Origin of the sequence: Comamonas guangdongensis, assembly GCF_041079535.1 — a bacterium.
GTDB lineage: Bacteria > Pseudomonadota > Gammaproteobacteria > Burkholderiales > Burkholderiaceae_C > Comamonas > Comamonas guangdongensis.
Window position 1 is genome coordinate 1 of the sequence record NZ_JBFYGN010000017.1, and the last position, 18,624, is coordinate 18,624.

General features: G+C 63.8%; 18 protein-coding genes. 9 read left to right on the top strand and 9 right to left on the bottom strand.

Going from position 1 to position 18,624, the window contains the following annotated elements:
• Window positions 1-101: 101 nt before the first annotated feature.
• Window positions 102-443, bottom strand: coding sequence for an iron donor protein CyaY (gene cyaY, locus AB6724_RS14555; RefSeq protein ID WP_369339245.1), 342 nt, complete (start codon window positions 441-443; stop codon window positions 102-104).
• Window positions 444-455: 12 nt separating this feature from the next.
• Between cyaY and lptM the strand changes: the two genes are divergently transcribed.
• Together lptM and AB6724_RS14565 are read left to right on the top strand one after the other, a co-directional pair.
• On the top strand, window positions 456-707 hold the full coding sequence (lptM, locus tag AB6724_RS14560) for an LPS translocon maturation chaperone LptM (protein WP_369339246.1): 252 nt from the start codon (window positions 456-458) through the stop codon (window positions 705-707).
• Window positions 708-781: 74 nt separating this feature from the next.
• Window positions 782-1,612, top strand: coding sequence for an oxygen-binding di-iron domain-containing protein (locus AB6724_RS14565; protein WP_369339247.1), 831 nt, complete (start codon window positions 782-784; stop codon window positions 1,610-1,612).
• Here AB6724_RS14565 and msrQ read toward each other — a convergent pair whose 3' ends face one another.
• From msrQ to AB6724_RS14590, 5 genes are all read right to left on the bottom strand, one after another.
• The gene (msrQ, locus tag AB6724_RS14570; protein WP_369339248.1) at window positions 1,613-2,245 is read right to left on the bottom strand and encodes a protein-methionine-sulfoxide reductase heme-binding subunit MsrQ; all 633 of its coding nucleotides are present in this window, start codon (window positions 2,243-2,245) and stop codon (window positions 1,613-1,615) included.
• A complete protein-coding gene (gene msrP / locus AB6724_RS14575) occupies window positions 2,245-3,237 on the bottom strand; it encodes a protein-methionine-sulfoxide reductase catalytic subunit MsrP (protein WP_369339249.1) in 993 nt (330 codons plus the stop codon). The genes msrQ and msrP overlap by 1 nt, the downstream gene beginning before the upstream one ends.
• 182 nt (window positions 3,238-3,419) lie before the next feature.
• The gene (gene ccsB / locus AB6724_RS14580; RefSeq protein ID WP_369339250.1) at window positions 3,420-4,757 is read right to left on the bottom strand and encodes a c-type cytochrome biogenesis protein CcsB; all 1,338 of its coding nucleotides are present in this window, start codon (window positions 4,755-4,757) and stop codon (window positions 3,420-3,422) included.
• Window positions 4,754-6,934: a cytochrome c biogenesis protein ResB gene (locus AB6724_RS14585; RefSeq protein WP_369339251.1), complete on the bottom strand. Its 2,181-nt coding sequence runs from the start codon at window positions 6,932-6,934 to the stop codon at window positions 4,754-4,756. The genes ccsB and AB6724_RS14585 overlap by 4 nt, the downstream gene beginning before the upstream one ends.
• 131 nt (window positions 6,935-7,065) lie before the next feature.
• Window positions 7,066-7,689, bottom strand: coding sequence for a c-type cytochrome (locus tag AB6724_RS14590; protein ID WP_369339252.1), 624 nt, complete (start codon window positions 7,687-7,689; stop codon window positions 7,066-7,068).
• Between the two features lie 77 nt (window positions 7,690-7,766).
• Here AB6724_RS14590 and yihA point away from each other — a divergent pair, with 77 nt between their 5' ends.
• Window positions 7,767-8,507, top strand: coding sequence for a ribosome biogenesis GTP-binding protein YihA/YsxC (yihA, locus tag AB6724_RS14595; protein ID WP_369339253.1), 741 nt, complete (start codon window positions 7,767-7,769; stop codon window positions 8,505-8,507).
• A 44-nt stretch (window positions 8,508-8,551) separates the two neighbouring features.
• The gene (locus AB6724_RS14600; RefSeq protein WP_369339254.1) at window positions 8,552-9,466 is read left to right on the top strand and encodes an alpha/beta fold hydrolase; all 915 of its coding nucleotides are present in this window, start codon (window positions 8,552-8,554) and stop codon (window positions 9,464-9,466) included.
• A gap of 51 nt (window positions 9,467-9,517) precedes the next feature.
• Here the strand turns inward: AB6724_RS14600 and AB6724_RS14605 are convergent, their stop codons facing one another.
• Window positions 9,518-10,399: a lysophospholipid acyltransferase family protein gene (locus AB6724_RS14605; RefSeq protein WP_369339255.1), complete on the bottom strand. Its 882-nt coding sequence runs from the start codon at window positions 10,397-10,399 to the stop codon at window positions 9,518-9,520.
• The gene (locus AB6724_RS14610) at window positions 10,396-11,244 is read right to left on the bottom strand and encodes a lysophospholipid acyltransferase family protein (protein WP_369339256.1); all 849 of its coding nucleotides are present in this window, start codon (window positions 11,242-11,244) and stop codon (window positions 10,396-10,398) included. The genes AB6724_RS14605 and AB6724_RS14610 overlap by 4 nt, the downstream gene beginning before the upstream one ends.
• A gap of 129 nt (window positions 11,245-11,373) precedes the next feature.
• On the opposite strand from AB6724_RS14610, the gene metK reads away from it, so the two are divergent.
• Window positions 11,374-12,564, top strand: coding sequence for a methionine adenosyltransferase (metK, locus tag AB6724_RS14615; protein WP_369339257.1), 1,191 nt, complete (start codon window positions 11,374-11,376; stop codon window positions 12,562-12,564).
• Window positions 12,565-12,699: 135 nt separating this feature from the next.
• Here metK and AB6724_RS14620 read toward each other — a convergent pair whose 3' ends face one another.
• Window positions 12,700-13,383 carry an NUDIX hydrolase gene (locus AB6724_RS14620; protein ID WP_369339258.1) on the bottom strand — a complete coding sequence of 228 codons (684 nt, stop codon included), beginning with the start codon at window positions 13,381-13,383 and terminating at the stop codon, window positions 12,700-12,702.
• 121 nt (window positions 13,384-13,504) lie between these two features.
• Here AB6724_RS14620 and AB6724_RS14625 point away from each other — a divergent pair, with 121 nt between their 5' ends.
• The 4 genes from AB6724_RS14625 to AB6724_RS14640 all read left to right on the top strand — a co-directional run bounded on the left by AB6724_RS14625 (window position 13,505) and on the right by AB6724_RS14640 (window position 18,602).
• Window positions 13,505-14,353 carry a cysteine hydrolase family protein gene (locus AB6724_RS14625; RefSeq protein WP_369339259.1) on the top strand — a complete coding sequence of 283 codons (849 nt, stop codon included), beginning with the start codon at window positions 13,505-13,507 and terminating at the stop codon, window positions 14,351-14,353.
• A gap of 68 nt (window positions 14,354-14,421) precedes the next feature.
• Window positions 14,422-15,627 carry a nicotinate phosphoribosyltransferase gene (pncB, locus tag AB6724_RS14630; RefSeq protein WP_369339260.1) on the top strand — a complete coding sequence of 402 codons (1,206 nt, stop codon included), beginning with the start codon at window positions 14,422-14,424 and terminating at the stop codon, window positions 15,625-15,627.
• Window positions 15,628-15,645: 18 nt separating this feature from the next.
• Window positions 15,646-17,364, top strand: a complete 1,719-nt coding sequence (locus AB6724_RS14635; RefSeq protein ID WP_369339261.1) for an NAD+ synthase — start codon at window positions 15,646-15,648, stop codon at window positions 17,362-17,364.
• 77 nt (window positions 17,365-17,441) lie between these two features.
• Window positions 17,442-18,602, top strand: a complete 1,161-nt coding sequence (locus AB6724_RS14640; RefSeq protein ID WP_369339262.1) for a bifunctional nicotinamide-nucleotide adenylyltransferase/Nudix hydroxylase — start codon at window positions 17,442-17,444, stop codon at window positions 18,600-18,602.
• Window positions 18,603-18,624: the final 22 nt, after the last annotated feature.

Below are 18,624 nucleotides of genomic sequence, written 5' to 3' on the forward strand. Positions count from 1 at the left end.
CGCCTGCCAACCCCGCAAGCCATGCTCCTCGCGGCTATCGGCGTTTTTCCACACTCAACGGGGACATAGCCTTTTTTATCGCCGGATGCAATCAGCGCGGCCTAGTCCAGCGCCTTGAACTGCAGGGCCAGGGCCGATTGCTCGCTCGCATACTGGCTCAGGTTGGCGAAGAATTCACCGGCCCCCTTGGTGTCCAGCCAGACCTGTTTCTCGGCATCGAAGCGGTAATGGAAACCGCCGGCCCTGGCGGCCAGCCAGATTTCGTGCAGGGGCTTTTGCTGGTTGATCACAATCTGGCTGCGGTTCGCGAATACCAGGGTCACCATGCCACCCACACGCTGGGCGTCGATGTCGGCATCGGTGTCATCGTTGATGCGGTCACAGCATTGCTCCACCGCCATCAGCAGTTGGTCGGCGCGGTCCAGATATTCAAGGTCAGTCATTACAATTTGCCCATGTTGAAAGCCACTCAAATTCTAGTCAGGTGCATTGCCCTTGCGGCTTGTGCGGCGTCCCTGGCCGCACTTTCGGCCTGTGGACAGAAGGGCCCGCTGTTCCTGCCCACCGATCCCGCAGCCCAGGGCCGCGCAACCCTGCCCGAAGCCCTGGGCATTTCATCCCGGTCTTCGGACGCTCCTGCAGCCGCAGCCAAGCCAGCCACGCAGCCGCTTCCCGAGGTGCAGCCTCCCCCAGATGAGCAGCCCTAAGGCTTGATGCACATCAACACCGGGCGGCGGCTTCGCCCCTAGAGTGCTGGCATATTGTCTTTCGACAAACCGCCATGCCCATAGAACTCTATCGCGACAAAAACCATGCCTGCCTGATGTTCACCGATCTCATCGAGGAAGACGGCCAGGCCATTCAGGCCAACCAGTTCCTGATCGTGGACAACGGCACGGGCGCCATCATCGATCCGGGCGGCAATCTGGCGTTCAACGAGTTGTTCATGGGCATGTCGCGCCATTTCCCGCCGCAGAAGCTGGCCTATCTGATCGCCTCCCACGCCGACCCGGACATCATCGCCTCGCTGGACCGCTGGATGACCTCCACGCGCGCCCAGCTGGTCATCTCCCGCATTTGGGAGCGCTTTGCGCCGCATTTCACCAAGGTGGGCAAGACGGAAAACCGCGTCATCGGCGTCCCGGACGCCGGCGGCCGCCTGCCGCTGGGCAATTCCGAGCTGCTGCTGCTGCCCGCGCACTTTCTGCACGCCGAGGGCAACTTTCACTTCTACGACCCCATCAGCAAGATCCTGTTCACCGGCGACCTCGGCGTATCTCTGACCACCGGAGCGGAAGCGCAGAAGCCCGTGACCGACCTGGTGCCGCATATTGCACGCATGGAAGGCTTTCACCGCCGCTACATGGTCTCCAACAAGATTCTGCGCCTCTGGGTACAGATGGCGCGCCAGCTGCCCATAGACATGATCGTGCCCCAGCATGGCGCACCCATCATGGGCCAGCAGGCCATCGGCGATCTGTTCAACTGGCTCGAAGGCCTGCAGTGCGGCATAGACCTGTTCGACCAGCGCGCCTACCAATTGCCCACGGCCGAGATCGATCCGGCCACACGCCAGGTGCGCCCGCCGCTGCGCGCCGTGGCAGGCCATTGATCAGATCCGGTTCCTGACGGCGCGCGCCGCGCGCCAGAAAAGCAGGCTGCCGAGAATGGCCGCATACAGCTCGACCTCGGCAAAGTTGTTCTTGCCCGCGCGCATCCAGAAGAAATGCAGCAGCGCCAGCAGCACCACGCCATAGACCGCGCGGTGCAGCCGCTGCCAGCGCCTGCCGCCCAGGGCCTTGAGCATGAACCTGGGCGAGGTTGCGGCCAGGGCCAGCAAAATCGTCCAGGCCGAGAACCCGACCAGGATGAACGGGCGCTTGGGGATATCGGCCACGATATCCGCCCAGTCCAGCCCCATATCGAACCAGGCATAGCAGAGCAGGTGCAGGCAGGCGTAGAAGAACACATACAGTCCCAGCATGCGCCGAAAGCGCAGCAGCACGGGCAGGTTCAAGGCCTGGCGCAGCGGCGTCACGGCCAGCACCAGGCAGAGAAAGCGCAGGGTCCAGCTGCCGGTTCTGCGCAGCAGGGCCTCGGCGGGATTGGCACCCAGCGCATCGTTGAAGGCCGCATACAGCAGCCAGGCGCAGGGCAGCAGGCACAGGCCAAACAGCAGGACCTTGCTGCCCGGCCACAGCAGCCCGCGCTGCAGACCCGCGCGCCAGTTCCCCACGGCCGGCATCAATAGAACTTCTTCAGGTCCATGCCCGCATACATCTGCCCCACCTGCGCCTCATAGCCGTTGAACAGCAGCGTCTTGCGGCGTTTGGCGAACAGCCCGCCCTCGCCGATGCGGCGCTCGGTGGCCTGGCTCCAGCGCGGGTGCGGCACATCGGGGTTCACGTTGGAATAGAAGCCGTACTCGTTGCGCGCGGCCTTGTTCCAGGCCGTGCCGGGCTCCTTGTCGGTCAGGCGTATGGCCACCAGCGACTTGGCACTCTTGAAGCCATATTTCCAGGGCACGACCAGGCGCAGCGGCGCGCCGTTCTGGTTGGGCAGCAACTCGCCATACATGCCGAAGGCCAGCAGCGTCAGCGGGTGCATGGCCTCGTCCAGGCGCAGGCCTTCGGTATAAGGCCAGTCCAGCACGCTGCTTTTCAGGCCCGGCATCTGCGCCTTGTCGGCCAGGGTGACGAATTCCACATATTTGGCGCTGCCCAGGGGCTGCACCCGGTTGAGCAGCTCGGACAGCGAATAGCCTATCCACGGAATCACCATGGACCAGCCTTCCACGCAGCGCAGGCGGTAGATGCGCTCCTCCTGCGGCGCGAGCTTGAGCAGGCTGTCGATGTCCAGGGTTTGCGGCTTCTGCACCAGGCCCTCGATGCGCACGGCCCAGGGCCGGGTCTTGAGCGTGGTCGCGTAACGGGCCGGGTCTTCCTTGTCCAGGCCGAACTCGTAGAAGTTGTTATAGCCCGTGGCGTCCTTGTAGCTGGTCGCGGCCTCTATGGTCGTCGCACCCACGAGCTTGCTGGGCGCGGCTTTCAGCGCCGGCAGATGTTTGCGCTCCTCGGCCGCCGCCAAAGCGTCGCGGCCGGCCCAGCCGGCAAGCGCCGCTCCGGCGGCGCCGGTGGCCAGGGTCTGCATGAAGGCACGCCGCTGCAGATAAAGGGACCGGGGCGTGATTGCACTGCCCGGCGGCTCGAAGCCTGTGTCGTGGTTGCGTATCAGCATGCGCCTGCTCCTGAAGCTCAAGGCAAGAATACCGTGAATTGAGAGCCCTGGAGCCCGGCATAGTTCTAGGACCAAAAACAAAAGGAGCTGCCTGCGCAAGCCACCTCTGCATTTCAGACACTATTGATGCTGAAACACAAGAATGACTAGCGCAGGCAGCTCCTAATCTTGGAGCGTCCTGCTTAGAGCTCGCCGTAGCTATGCAGACCCGAGAGGAACATGTTCACGCCCAGGAAGGCGAAGGTCGTCACCACCAGGCCGGCCAGCGCCCACCAGGCGGACACCGTGCCGCGCAGCCCCTTCATGAGGCGCATATGCAGCCAGGCCGCGTAGTTGAGCCAGACGATCAGCGCCCAGGTTTCCTTGGGGTCCCAGCTCCAGTAGCCGCCCCAGGCCTCGGCCGCCCACAGCGCGCCCAGCACGGTGGCAATGGTGAAGAAGGCAAAGCCCACGGCAATCGCCTTGTACATCAGGTCGTCGAGCACCTCGAAAGACGGCAGGCGCTCGGCGATGCGCTTGCGGCCCAGCAGGATGCTGGCCACGATCAGCGCCGAGATACCGAAGTACACCATCCAGTAGCTGCTGCCCTTGCCGGCGGTCGCGCCCTGGCGGAAGACGATGGGCTCGAAACACAGCACCACGCCCAGCAGCCACAGCGGCGCGAGCTTGTACCAGCGGGCCTCGCCGGCCTGCTGCTTGATCAGATAGGCAAAGGCCACCATGGCCGACAGGGCGAAAGTGCCGTAGCCGATGAAGTTGGCCGGCACGTGCAGCTTCATCCACCAGCTCTTGAGCGCCGGCACCAGAGGCTGGATCTCATAGGCCTGGCGCTCCACCGTGTACCACAGCAGAAAGCCCACGGCCGCGCTGACCACCAGCATCACGAAGCCGCCCAGCGCACGGGTCTGGTAGTGCTCTTCGAAGTACAGATAGAAGATGGCCGTCATCCAGCAGAACAGCACGAACACCTCGTAGAGGTTGCTGACCGGAATGTGGCCGATGTCCGGGCCCAGCACATAGCTCTCGTACCAGCGCACCATGGTGCCGATCAGCGCCATGGTGACGGCCAGCCACACCAGGCGCGAGCCCAGCAGCGACATGGTCGAGCTTTCGCCCTTGGCGAACATGCCTATCCAGTAGAACACGGTGCTGATGAAGAAGATCACGCTCATCCAGAGGATGGCGGACTGGCTCGAGAAAAAGTATTTGAGGCCGAAGACCGTCTCGGAGCGCGCCAGATCGGCACCGTCCGGCCCCTGGTACAGGCTGATGGACATCAGCGCGCAGGCCGCGACCACCAGGATCAGCACGCGCAGCGGGCGCCAGAACCAGCCCAGCCAGATCATGGCGGGAATGGAGGCCAGCAGAATGCCCTTCTCGTACACGTCCATATAGGCCGCATAGCGCTGCAGGGCATAGCCCAGGCCCAGGGCCGCGATGAGCGCGAACAACCAGTCAAACCAGTTGCGGCGGGCAAAGAAGCCCTCATTCAAAGTCAGGGTCGTTGTTGCGGTGTTCATACCGAACCTCCGGGAGTCTTCTTGGGAAGGGGCTGGGCCCCTATCAATTTTTCGGCCAGCATGGCGAATTCACGGTCGCCATCCAGAGTCTTGCGGTTGGTGGACAAGGCCATGTTGGCATGACTGGCACCGTTGTGCGGCGTCAGCCAGATCCAGATGCGGCGGTCACGCACATAGAGCATCGCAAACACGCCGAGGATCAGCAAGGCGCAGCCCAGATACACCACGTTCTTGCCGGGGGCGCGCGCCACCTGGAAGACGCTGGCCTGCACCTGCTTGAAGTCCTGCAGCATGAAGACCACGGGGGCGGGATAGAACTGCGCATCGCTGAGCGAGAACACGGCCTGGGTCATGAAGGACTGGGTTTTTTCATTGCTCTCCAGCGGCTTCAGCCCCGCCTGCTGGCGCACCTGCTGGGCCAGCTCGAAGAGCACGCCGTTCAGGATGCGCACCAGCACCTCGCCGGCACGCTCGCGCTCGGCCTCGGGCACATTGCTGTCCATGAAATTCGAGATCGCCTGCAGACCGCCCAGAGGCTTGCCTTCCGGACCCTGGATCTTGCTGTCCTGACCCGCAAACAGCTCCAGCGCCTTGAGCGCGGACTGGGTCAGCGGCTCGGCGAGCTCGGGCCTGGAAACATCGACGGCTTTTTGCACATAGGCGCGCGCAGCCTTCTCGGCCAGCGTCCGGTTCTGCATGGCCTGGCGCAGGTGCAGGAAGGTGTCCATGGTCCCCTCGGGGTCCGCCGGCACGCGCAGATAGCGCATCTGATCCGCCTGGTTCTCACGCACGCCCAGCAGAAAGACCGGCTGTCCATCGCCCGTATCCACGGGCAGCATGTAGTTCTGGAACTCGCGCGCCTGGCCCGAGGCATCGCGCAGCTTGTAGCCCACGCTGGGGCCGATGTTGCGCAGATCCTTTTTGTCCGTGGTCTTGTGGGCCGCGCCCAGGCGGTTCTCGATGGACTGCTTCAGGTCCACCTTGCGCACATCCGTGCCCGAGCCGTTCTTGTCCTGGCCGCCGAAGTTCTCCACATTGATGGTGCGCAGCGCCGTGTATTCCAGCGTGAGCTTGTCCTGCTTGCCGTCGGCCAGCTTGCGCACGAAGTCGGAGGAGGAGCCGATCACGCCTTCCACGTCAAAAGGCTGGGAGATGCCGTCCATGGGCACGGCATGCATCTTGACGCTGGAGCCGCCGTCATCGAAGCTGCTCTGGTAAATCTCTATGCCCTTGTAGCTGGCCGGATGGTTGACCTCGACACGCTTTTCCAGCTTCTCGCCGGTTTCGCGGTCGTGGATCACGATATCGCTGGCAAACAGCTTGGGCATGCCCGTGGAGTAGTACTCGACGATGAATTTCTTGAGTTCCACCGAAAACGGCAGCTCCTGCAGCAATATGCCGTCCGACTGGCTCAGGATGGCGGTGCCGGACTGCGTCCCCTCGGACACCATGAGGTTGCCGCGGAAGGTCGGGTTCTGGGTGGACAAACGATGCTCGGGCGCGACGTCCGAAATCATGCCGCCGCCGGTATAGGGAGTCTTGCCGCCCAGCAGCATCTGGGCGCGCACGATGAGATCGCCGTCGAACAGGCCACCCAGGCAGATCAGCACGATGGCGCAGTGCGCGGCGATATAGCCGAGCTTGTTGGCCGCGCCGGCCTTGGCCGCCAGCATCCAGCCCGTACCCGGGCCCGCAGCGGTATCGCGCTGCTGCAGTTTCACCTTCCAGCCGCCGGACACCAGCTGCTGGCCCAGGCGCTTGGCCGCCTCCTCGGTGCTGCCGGCCACCTCGGCCTCGGCACGGTGGTGGAAGGCCTTGAGGCTTTGCTCGCGGATGTTTTCCTTGTAGGTGCGGATATCGGCCAGATATTTGGGCGCATGGCGGCTCACGCACAGCGAGGTGCTGATGACCAGAAACGCCAGGATCAGCAAAAACCACCAGGCGCTGTAGACCGCGTTGAGCTTGAGCGCCAGAAACAGCTGCGCCCAGAAGGGGCCGAACTGGTTGACATAGTTGACCAGTGGCTCATGCTGCTTGAGCACCGTACCGATGACCGAGGCGATGCAGATGACCGTGAGCAGCGAAATCGCAAAGCGCATGGAGGCCAGCAACTCCAGGGTCGCGCGCACTGCCTGTGAGCGGGAGGAGTCACGATCGCGAATGGGTAGGTCTGACATGAACGACTCGAGAATATCCGGACGAAAAAAGGCGGGTCCATCTGCTGTGTGCCGATGGGCCCGCCTGACTTGGGGGATGACGAATGCCTGAAAGTTCCCGGAATCAACCAGGCATTCGCAGTGAAAGATCTTTAACGCAAGCCAGCTATATAGTCTGCCACGGCCTTGATTTCGCGATCATTAAGCTTGGCAGCAACCTGAGCCATGGGAATGCTATTGCCGCGCGTGCCGTCGCGGAAAGCCGTCAGCGTCTTGACGGTGTAGTCGGAATGCTGGCCCGACAGGCGCGGGTACTGTGCCGGAATGCCGACCCCGTTGGGGCTGTGGCAGCCCGCGCAGGCCGCGATCTGGCGCTCCTGGATGCCGCCGCGGTAAATGCGCTCGCCCAGGGCGATCAGATCCTTGTCCTTGGAGAATCCGTTCTTGGGCGCCTGAGTGTGCAGCCAGGCCGCGATGTTCTGCATATCGCCGTCGCTCAGAGCGGAGGCAAAGCCCTTCATCACCGGGTCATTGCGCTTGCCGTCCTTGAACTCGCGCAGCTGTTTGACAAGGTATTCCGGGTGCTGACCAGCCAACTTGGGCTGCAGAGGAACGGAGGAATTGCCATCAGCAGCATGGCAGGCGGCGCAAACTGCGCCATAACTGGCTTGGCCCTTTGCGGCATCCACCTTGGCGGGTGTTTCTCCTGCGGAAAATGCAGGGAAGGCAGGTGCTGCGAAAATGGCAGCAGTCAGCAAAGAGGCAAGCAACTTCATATCAAGGGGCTGGGTCTATTGTTGAGAGTGCTAATCGGCCAAATTCTACAATGGGCCTCCCTGAAATAGTTACCGTCATGACCCATGCTTCCCCGGATACAGCCACCGGAAAAACACATTCTTTGATCGACAGCAAGCTTGCGATGGGCTGGATGCACACCGCGCGCTTTTTTACGACCGCCGCCCAGCTCAACCAGCTGCCCCGGGTCGAAGTGCCCGAGATCGCTTTCGTGGGCCGCTCCAATGCGGGCAAGTCCACGGCCATCAACACGCTGACCCAGCAGAAACAGCTGGCCTTCGCTTCCAAGAAGCCCGGCCGCACCCAGCACATCAATCTGTTTGCCCTGGGCAAGCAGGGCGTGACCGATGCCGTGCTGGCCGACCTGCCCGGCTACGGCTATGCGGCCGTCTCGCGCTCAGACAAGGAGCGCTGGCAGCGCGTGATGCTCAACTACCTGATGAGCCGCGAGAGCCTGAGCGCCGTGGTGCTGCTCTGCGACCCGCGCCTGGGCCTGACCGAGCTCGACGAAGCCTTGCTCGAAGCCATCCGCCCTCGTGTTGAAGCCGGCCTGAAGTTTTTGATCCTGCTGACCAAGTCAGACAAGCTCACGCGCGCCGAACAGGCCAAGATCCTCTCCATCACCAAGCTCAATGCCGGCGGTGGCGAGGTGCGCCTGTTCTCCGCCCTCAAAAAGCAAGGCGTGGACGATGTGGCCCAGCTGCTGTGGCACTGGTGCCACCCCGAGGGTTTGCCCGCTGCGCCGGCCGTCGCCCAAGCGACCACGATCGCCACAGAACCTGAACAGAATCAGCCTTAGGCGCTCTTTTTGCAAGCGCCGGAAGCTACAAAAAGGAGAGCTTCATGGTCACGACTTGCATGCACCGACTGCCTGCCGGCATAGAGCTGGAATGCCATGTCAGCGGCCAGCCGGGCCTGCCCCTGCTGTTGTTTCTGCATGGTTTCCCCGAAGGCGCTTTCATCTGGGACGAGCTGTTGGCGCAGTTCGGCACCGACTACCGCTGCGTGGCACCCAATCTGCGCGGCTACGGCCGCTCCAGCCAGCCCACGGCCATAGGCGACTACCGCGCCAAGCATCTGGTGGAAGACCTTGCCGCCCTGATTGCACTGGAAAGCCCGGCCCATACCGCGGCCTGCGTGATCGCCCATGACTGGGGCGGCGCCCTGGCCTGGGGCCTGGCGAATCGCTACCCTGCCCAGGTTCAGCGGCTTTTGATTCTCAACGCCCCCCATCCTGGCGCTTTCTTGCGCGAGCTGCAGCACAACCCCGTGCAACAGTCGGCCAGCCAGTACATGCATTTTCTGCGCCGGCCGGATGCGCCGCAGCTGCTGGCAGAGAACCGCTGGCAGCGCATGCTGAGCTTTTTTCAGCATCCCGATGGCAGTCTGCCCGTCTGGCTCACACCCGAGCTGCAGCAGCGATACCGCGAGCACTGGGACCTGGGCGTGCATGGCGCCTGCATGTTCTATGCGGCCAGCCCGTTGGTGCCGCCGCGCCCGGGCAGCAGCAGCGATGAGCTGCATGACATCCGCGAACTCAGCCTGCCCGACGAGATGCTGCATATCCCCCCACCGGTGCGCATTCTCTGGGGAGACCGCGATCTGGCCCTGCAGCCCGCTCTGCTGGATGGCCTCGAGCAATGGGTTCCCAGGCTGCAGGTGGAGCATCTCAAGGGCTGCAGCCACTGGGTGGTGCATGAGCGGCCCGAGGCCGTACGCCGCGCCCTGGCGGAATTCCTGACCCAGGATTACTCCTGAATCAGGAGCTGCATGCGCTTGATGTTCAAGCGCATGCAGCCGGTTTGCGGGCTATTTTCCGCTGTAGAGCGAGGGCTCGCCGTCGGGGCGGGTCTTGAAGCGCTTGTGCACCCAGTAGTACTGGGGAACCATGGTCATGATGGCCGCCTGCAGCTCGCGGTTCATGCGCGCCGTGTCGGCGACATGGTCGTCGGTGGGAAAGTTCTCCCAGGCCGGCGTCAGCTCGGCCACATAGCCCTCGGGCGTCATGCGGTTGTACAGCGCCACCACCTTGGCCTTGCCCAGCCGCGCAAAGCGCGAGAGCGAGGGAATCGTGGCCGTGTTCTCCACGGCGAAGAACGGCACGAACACCGAATCGTTCTTGCCGTAATCCATATCGGGCAGCAGATACAGCAGACCGCCCTTGCGCACGCAGGAGATGATGGGTTTGACGCCATCGGCACGGTTGAGCATCTTCACATTGCCGAAGCGCTGACGGCCATTCATGAACCAGGCATCCAGGTCCGGATCGGGATTTGTCGCAAAGATGGAGGTGAATTCGCGCTCGGTGTTGAGCGGCAGGGCCAGGCCGCCCGCATCCATGCTGTAGAAATGCGGCGCAAACACGATGGTCGGCGTGTCACCTTCTAGCTCGTGCGTGGCGCCAATCAGCTTGACGCGGCTGCGCACCAGCGCCTCGGAGCCGAACCACAGCCAGCTTCTGTCGAGAAAAGTCTGGCAAAAGACCTCAAAAGACTCTTTGGCCCAGGCCTTGCGCTGAGCCGCCGGCACCTCGGGAAAGCACAGCTCAAGGTTGCGCAGCGCAATCCGGCGGCGCTGGCCCGCCACCACGAAGAGTGCGCGACCAATCCATTTGCCCAGGCCGCGCAGCAGGGGCAGCGGCAGCTTGGCCAGCACATGCATGCCGCCTATGGCAATCCTGCTGGCGCTCATGCCCTGTCTCCCTGCTGCTTTTCCTCGCGCGGTTGCTTGTATCGACCGTAGCCCCACAGATACTGCTGCGGGCATTGGTGTATCGCAGCCTCCATGGCTGCATTGATCTGCCAGACGGTGGCTTCCAGAGATTGAGATTCGGGCACAGACAATTCCTCTAAATACAGCGTATAGCCCCGCCCCCAGGACTTGCGCTCACACCGGGCCACGATCACCGCGGCCCCGGTTTGCAGCACCAGACGTGCCGCCAGAGTCATCGTATACGCATCGCGGCCGAAAAACGGCGACCAGATACCCAGACCGTTGGGCGGCACCTGATCGGGCAGCAGACCCACGGCCGCGCCCTGGCGCAGCGCCTTGATCATCTGCCGCACGCCGGCCAGCGTGGTCGGCACGGCCGAGACGCCCGGCCGGTTGCGCGCAGTCTCCAGTATTTCGGCCAGCCAGCCCTGGCGGGCGGGTCGGTAGAGCACGGTGATCTCGCCATGCCGGGCCGACCAGCGCCGGGCCGCAGCCTGCACCGACATCTCGAAGCAGCCCAGATGCGGCGTGAGAAACACGATGCCCTTGCCCCTGGCATAGGCTTGTTCCACGACCTCGCCATTGACCATATCGCAAGGCGGCAGCTGGCCCAGCCAGATGCGCGGCATCTCGAACACCATGCGCCCGGCATGAGCCACGGCGGCCCCGACCTGAGCGAACGAATAGCCTGCCTGCGCAGCGTTGGCGGCAAATCGGCGCCGGTAGGTAGGAGATAGCGCAAAAACCAGCCATCCCATGGCCGCACCCAGGCCATGCAATAGCCATAAAGGCAGTGCAGCGAACAGTCGAAACAGGGAAGGCATTAGAATAGATAGGTCGCTGAGTTAAAGAGCAACTTGCAGGGCGACGTTAAAACAAAACTGCTAAAGCGTTCGCCAGGCTCCTCCAAGGCTCGGGCAACGCAATTGCCTAAGCTAGAAGGAGTTATATCAATGGCGAACAGCGATTTTCTGTTTACCTCGGAATCGGTTTCTGAAGGTCACCCCGACAAGGTGGCAGACCAGATCTCGGACGCGATTCTGGACGCTATTTTCACCCAAGACCCGCACAGCCGCGTGGCTGCCGAGACACTGACCAACACCGGTCTGGTGGTATTGGCCGGCGAAATCACGACCGGCGCCAATGTGGACTACATCCAGGTCGCGCGCGACACCATCAAGCGCATCGGCTACGACAACACCGAGTACGGCATCGACTACAAGGGCTGTGCCGTGCTCGTGGCCTATGACAAGCAAAGCCAGGACATCGCCCAGGGCGTGAACCAGGCCAGCGACGACGAACTCAATATCGGTGCCGGCGACCAGGGCCTGATGTTCGGCTATGCCTGCGACGAAACGCCAGAGCTGATGCCGGCCCCCATTTATTACGCCCACCGCTTGGTGGAGCGCCAGGCCCAGCTGCGCAAGGACGGCCGCCTGCCTTTCCTGCGCCCCGACGCCAAGAGCCAGGTGACCATGCGCTATGTGGACGGCAAGCCCCACAGCATCGACACCGTGGTGCTGTCCACCCAGCACAGCCCCGACCAGTCGGAAACGGCAACCAAGATGAAGGCCTCGTTCACCGAAGCCATCATCGAGGAGATCATCAAGCCCGTGCTGCCTTCGGCCTGGCTGCAGGACACCAAGTACCTGATCAACCCCACCGGCCGCTTTGTCGTGGGCGGCCCCCAGGGCGATTGCGGCCTGACCGGTCGCAAGATCATCGTTGACACCTACGGTGGCGCCTGCCCCCACGGCGGCGGCGCTTTCTCGGGCAAGGATCCAACCAAGGTGGACCGCTCGGCCGCCTACGCTGCACGCTATGTGGCCAAGAACATCGTGGCCGCCGGCTTGGCGCGCCAGTGCCAGATCCAGGTCAGCTACGCCATCGGCGTGGCCCGCCCCATGAACATCACGGTGTACACCGAAGGCACGGGCGTGATTCCCGATGCGGAAATCGCCAAGCTGGTGGCCGCCCATTTCGACCTGCGTCCGCGCGGCATCATCGAAATGCTGGACCTGCGCCGCCCCATCTACAGCAAGACCGCCGCTTACGGCCATTTCGGCCGCGAAGAGCCCGAGTTCACCTGGGAGCGCACGGATAAAGCGGCAGTGCTGCGCGCTGCGGCCGGCCTCAGGATCTAAGCTCTGCGAGGCAAGGGTCGCAAAACCCGACTCCCTGCCCATCAAGCCGCCAGCTACGCCTGGCGGCTTTTTTATGCCCGCATGCAGGCGGTTTGCGATTGAAGTCCACCGCTGGCCACAGCTACGGCCGGCAGTTCACAATCCCCGGGGGCTTAGCGCCAGCTCCTGACGGAATGCCGGCTTGACCCGGTAGAGCTGGGCCGGCCGGTGCGCCGCGCCGCTTTGCCTGGCTCCGGGCACGGCCTCCAGCCAGTCCATCTCGTCCATCTTGCGCCTGAAGCTGACCTTGTTCAAAGGCTCGCCCAGAATGTTTTCATAGACCTGCTGCAGCTGGGGCAAAGTGAAGGTCTCGCCGCACAGATGCACCGGCAGCGAGGAGTACAGGCTTTTGCTGCGCACCCGTTCCAGGGCCGCCTCCAGAATCGCGCGATGGTCGAACGGCAGCTGAGGCAGGGCCGACACCGGCAGCACGCTGATGTCGACACTCTGCGGCGGCAGGTTCTGCATCGGCAGCAGCGCGCAATAGGCAATCGCCACCGACCAGCCGCGCGGATCTCGCGCCGGGCCGCTGAAGGTGGCCAGCTGCTCCAGATAAGCCCCTTCTATGCCCACCTTGGTCTTGAGCACGCGCGCCGCACTGGCCTTGGCGTCCGCATCTTCCTCGGCGTGGATATAGCCGCCGGGCAAGGCCCAGACCCCGGCAAACGGCGCCGCAGCGCGCCGCAGCAGCACCGTATGCAGCTCCTGCTCCACCAGGGTCAGCAGCACCACATCCACGCTGACCTGCACCGGCATCCGGGCTTCAGCAGTTCGATTCATTTTTTTACCAACTCAATCATCTTTGCGTCGATTATTTCACAGCATCTCAAATTTACTTAGTTTCAAATTTATTTTAAGTGTTAGACTGCAGCCATCGCACCACGCATGGAAGGTGAAAACCATGAGTTCCGACCACACACAGCTGCTGATCATCGACCCGCAAAACGACTTTTGCGACCTGCCGCGCGACTGGCTGCCCGGCTCGCCCAGCGCTCAACCGCCGATTGCGCCCGCCCTGCCCGTGGCCGGCGCCCACGCGGACATGCAGCGCCTGGCTGGCTGGATCGAGGCTCAGGGCCACCGGCTGGATGGCATCACCATCACCCTGGACTCGCACCAGGCCTACGACATTGCCCACCCGGCTTTCTGGCAGCAGCGCGACGGCAGCGCCGTCCAGCCTTTCACCCAGATCACGGCCGCACAGCTGCGCGCCGGCGACTATGTGGCGCGCAACAGCGCCGAGCAGCCGCGCGCACAAGCCTATCTGGACCAGTTGGAGGCCCAGGGCAGCTATACCCTCATGGTCTGGCCGCTGCACTGCGAGATCGGCAGCTGGGGCCATGGCGTACATGCCAGCGTGCTGGCCACCTGCCGCCGATGGCAGGAGCGGCAGCACCGCGCCGCACACCATGTGTTCAAGGGCATGAACCCGTGGACCGAGCACTACAGCGCCATACGCGCCGAGGTGCCCGACCCGCAGGACCCCGACACCGGGCTCAACACCGCCCTGCTGACCCGGCTGCGCGAAAGCCGCATGCTGGTGATTGCCGGCCAGGCCAGCAGCCATTGCGTGCGCGCCACGGTAGAGCACATCGTGGAGAACTGGGACAGCGAAGGCTTCTCGCGCCTCGTGCTGCTGACGGACTGCATGAGCCCCGTGGCCGGCTTTGAGCAGGCCGAGGCCGAGTTCCTGCAGCGCATGCGCGCAATCGGTGTACGCTGCGAAACCAGCGCCAGCTTTGGCTTATGAGACAAATCGGCCGCCAGCCCCCCTGAACCACAAGCGCTGGCGGCCCATATTTTTAAGAAGAACCCGGCATGACTCCCATCATCACCAGCCTGCTGGATACCGACCTCTACAAGTTCACCATGTGGCAGGCCATGCTGCACCGCCACCCGCAGACCGAGGCCGAGTACGAATTCGTGTGCCGCACACCCACGGCCTTTGCGCTGGCCGAGCTGCTGCCCGAGGTGGAGCGTGAGCTGGATGCCCTGTGCGGCCTGCGCTTTGCGGCTGACGAGCTGGACTATCTGGCCGGCCTGCGCTTCATCAAGAGCGACTTCATCGACTTTCTGCGCATCTTCCAGTTCCAGCGCGCCTTCATCAAGGCCTGGGCCGAGGGCGACTCGCTGCACATCGTGGCGCGCGGCCCCCAGGTCCATGTGATGGGCTTCGAGATCTATGTGCTGGCCATAGTCAACGAACTGTACTTCCGCCGTTTCGACGCCGTGGCCGCGCTGACAGAAGGCCGCAGGCGCCTGGCCAGCAAGCTCGACCAGCTCAAGCACCTGGCCGTTGAGGCCAAGCGGCACAACCCCTTCGAGCTGTTCGACTTCGGCGTGCGCCGCCGCTTCTCCGGCCCCTGGCAGCGCGAGGTCGTCCAGGCTTTTGCGCAGGAGACTTCGCAGTGGTTCAAGGGCACATCGAACGTGCTGCTGGCGCGCGACCTGAATCTGGTGCCCATAGGCACCATGGCCCACGAGTACATGCAAAGCTATCAGGCCCTGGGCGTGCGGCTGCGCGACTTCCAGGTGGCCGCGCTCGAGGACTGGGTGCAGGAGTACCGCGGCGACCTCGGCATCGCCCTGACCGACACCGTGGGCATGGACGCGTTTCTGGCCGATTTCGACATGTATTTCGCCAAGCTTTTCGACGGCCTGCGCCACGACTCGGGCGATCCCTTCGAATGGGGCGAGAAAGCCCTGGCCCACTATGCCAAGCTGCGCATCGATCCGCAGAGCAAGCGCCTGGTCTTCTCCGACGGACTGGACCTGGACACGGCGCTGGCCCTGTATCACCGCTTTGCCGATCGCATCCAGTGCGGCTTCGGCATAGGTACGCGGCTGACCAACGACATGGGCCTGACCACCATCAACATCGTGATGAAGCTCACCCATGCCAATGGCCAGACCGTGGCCAAGATCTCGGACTCGCCAGGCAAGACGCTGTGCAATGACGAGACCTATCTGGCCTATCTGCGCCAGGTCTTCAATATTCCGGAACCCGCCGCCCAGGCGGCCTGAGAGGCCCAGGAGATCTACATGCTGAAAGTGACGCTGGCCCAGCTCAACTACATGGTGGGCGATATCCACGGCAATATCCGCCGCATGCGCGAAGCGGCCGCCAAGGCTGCTCAGGACAAGGCCGATCTGGTGGTGTTTTCCGAGCTCTCGCTCTGCGGCTACTACCCGGGCGACCTGCTGGACGAGCCCAGCTTTCTGCAGCGCCTGGACGCGGGCCTGCAGGACCTGCTGAACCTCACGCGCCAGTACCCGGCCCTGCACTGGGTGGTGGGCGCGCCCACCAGACACCAGGGGCCGGGCAAGCGGCTGCACAACAGCCTGCTGGTGCTCAAGGACGGAAAGATCCGCCTGCAGTACGACAAGCAGCTGCTGCCCACCTACAACATCTTCGACGAGCGCCGCCACTTCGAACCCGGCGCCGACACGGCCAAGGTGCTGCGCATAGGCAATTGCCAGGTGGGCTTTCTGGTCTGCGAGGACGGCTGGAACGACCGGGTCGCGAACGACCAGGGCGCCGACTACGCCACCAACCCCTTTGTGCGCATGGGCGATGCGGCCCCCGACCTGGTCGTCAGCATCAACGCCAGCCCCAGTCACATGGGCAAGCGCGAGCAGCGCCACGAGATCTTTGCCCAGGCCGCGCAGCGCCACAGGCTCCCCATCCTGTATGTGAACCAGATCGGCGGCCAGGACCAGATCGTGTTCGACGGCGCCTCCTTCGCCGTGGAGCCCGAAGCCGGCGTGGTCTTCGAAGCCAGGCGCTTTGAAGAGGATATCCACACCCTCAAGCTCGATGAGCAAGGGCATTTCCAGCCCATCCATGGCGAAGGCCTGGGCCGCGTGGCGTCCCAGGGACTGCCGCTCATGGAGTTCTATCGCCAGCAGATCGTGCTGGGCCTGCGCGACTATGCGCGGCGCTGCGGCTTCAAGCAGGTGGTGGTCGGCAGCTCGGGCGGCATAGACTCGGCGCTGACCCTGGCCCTGGCCGTGGATGCGCTGGGCGCCGACAACGTGGTGGGCATCACCATGCCCTCGCGCTACTCGTCGGCGGGCTCGGTCGATGATTCGGTGCAGCTGTGCCGCAACCTTGGCGTCAAGCTCCACGAGCATCCGATCAAGGACCTGATAGACGGCTATGCGCGCCAGTTCGAGGCCAGCTTCGGCGAGCCCCTCAAGGGCCTGGCGCTCGAAAACCTGCAGGCGCGCACGCGCGGCACCACGCTGATGGAATTCTCCAACGCCTTCGGCCACCTGCTGCTGACCACGGGCAACAAGTCCGAGGTCTCCGTGGGCTACTGCACGCTGTATGGCGACACCAATGGCGGCCTGGGCCTGCTGGGCGATCTGTACAAGACCGAGGTGTTCGAGCTGTCGCGCCACATCAACCGGCGCGCGGGCCGCGAGCTGATTCCGCAGGTCATCATCGACAAGCCGCCCTCGGCCGAACTGGCGCCGGGGCAAAAGGACGAGGACAGCCTGCCCCCCTACGCCGTTCTCGATGAGATCCTCAAGTGGCAGATCGAGGGCCACCACCTGTCCAACGCCGAATATGCGCGGGCCGCAGAGTTTGTGCAGCGGCTGCGGACGCAGCCCGGCGGGCCCGAGACCATCGCCCGGGTGCAGAAGCTGGTGTTTCGCAGCGAATACAAGCGCCGCCAGGCTCCGCCCATGCTCAGAGTGCGCCCACGGGCTTTTGGCACCGGCCGGCAAATGCCAATTGCGGCACACTATGAATGAAAGTGAGCAAGGCGCGTTCCGCGCCGCACTTCTGACCTGCCCTGCGGGGCGCTGATTTCTGCACGGATTCCGCTCTCATGCCTCAAGCCAGTTCCCACCCCTCCAGCAAGCGCATCATCTCGGCGGCGCCGGAGACTCTGCCGACCTCGGTGCCCCTGCATACCGCGGTGCTGATCGGGCGCTTTCAGCCGCTGCACAACGGCCATATGGCGCTGCTGCATGCGGCGCTGGAGCGTGCGCGTCAGGTAGTGGTGGTGCTGGGCAGCGCCTGGCAGGCTCCCAATCCCAAGAATCCTTTTTCCTGGCAGGAGCGCGCTCAGATGCTGCGCGATGCACTGCCCAGAGAAGACGCCGAGCGCGTGCATTGCGTGCCCGTGCGCGACTATTACAACGAGCCGCTATGGGTGCATGCCGTGCGCGACGCGGTGCAGGCCCATGTTCCCGAAGGCGCGAGCGTGGCCCTGGTCGGCCATTTCAAGGATGCCAGCAGCAGCTATCTGGCCCGCTTTCCGGGCTGGGAGCTGATCAGCCTGCCGCGCCTGGGCCAGTTTGATGCCACGCCGCTGCGCGATATCTTCCTGGGCGAGGCCGGTACCTCGCCCGAAGCCATGGAGTCGGCGCTGGCCAAGCTTTCCACCCAGATGCCCGGCAGCACCCTGGCCTTTCTGCGCCGCTGGGCCCATACGCCGCTGTATGTGCGCATGCAGAAGGAATGGCAGATGCTCCAGGCCTATAAGCAGGCCTGGGCCAAGGCTCCCTATGCCCCGGTGTTTGTGACCGTGGACGCCCTGCTGCGCTGCCACGCCAAGGGCAAGGATCAGGTGCTGCTGATCCAGCGCAGCCACGCACCGGGCCAAGGCCTGTGGGCCTTGCCCGGCGGCTTTCTGGAGCAGCGCGACAGCCTCTGGCAATCCTGCATGCGCGAGCTGCGCGAGGAAACCTGCGCCTCCGTCAGCGAAGCCGATCTGCTTGCAGCCCTGCAGACCGTGCAGGTCTTCGACCACCCCGACCGCAGCCTGCGCGGGCGTACCATCACCCATGTGCACTATCTGGACCTGGGGGTGCAGCCCAGCCTGCCGCCCGTACGGGGCGCGGACGACGCGGCCCTGGCGCGCTGGGTGCCGATCGCCGATCTGGCCCAGATGGAAGGTGATTTCTTCGAGGACCACTTCCAGATCCTGTGCCAGTTCCTGCCCATCACCCTGGCCCATAACGAGCCCGTACGGCAGGTCGCCTGAGCCTTAAAACCATAGCTGCAAG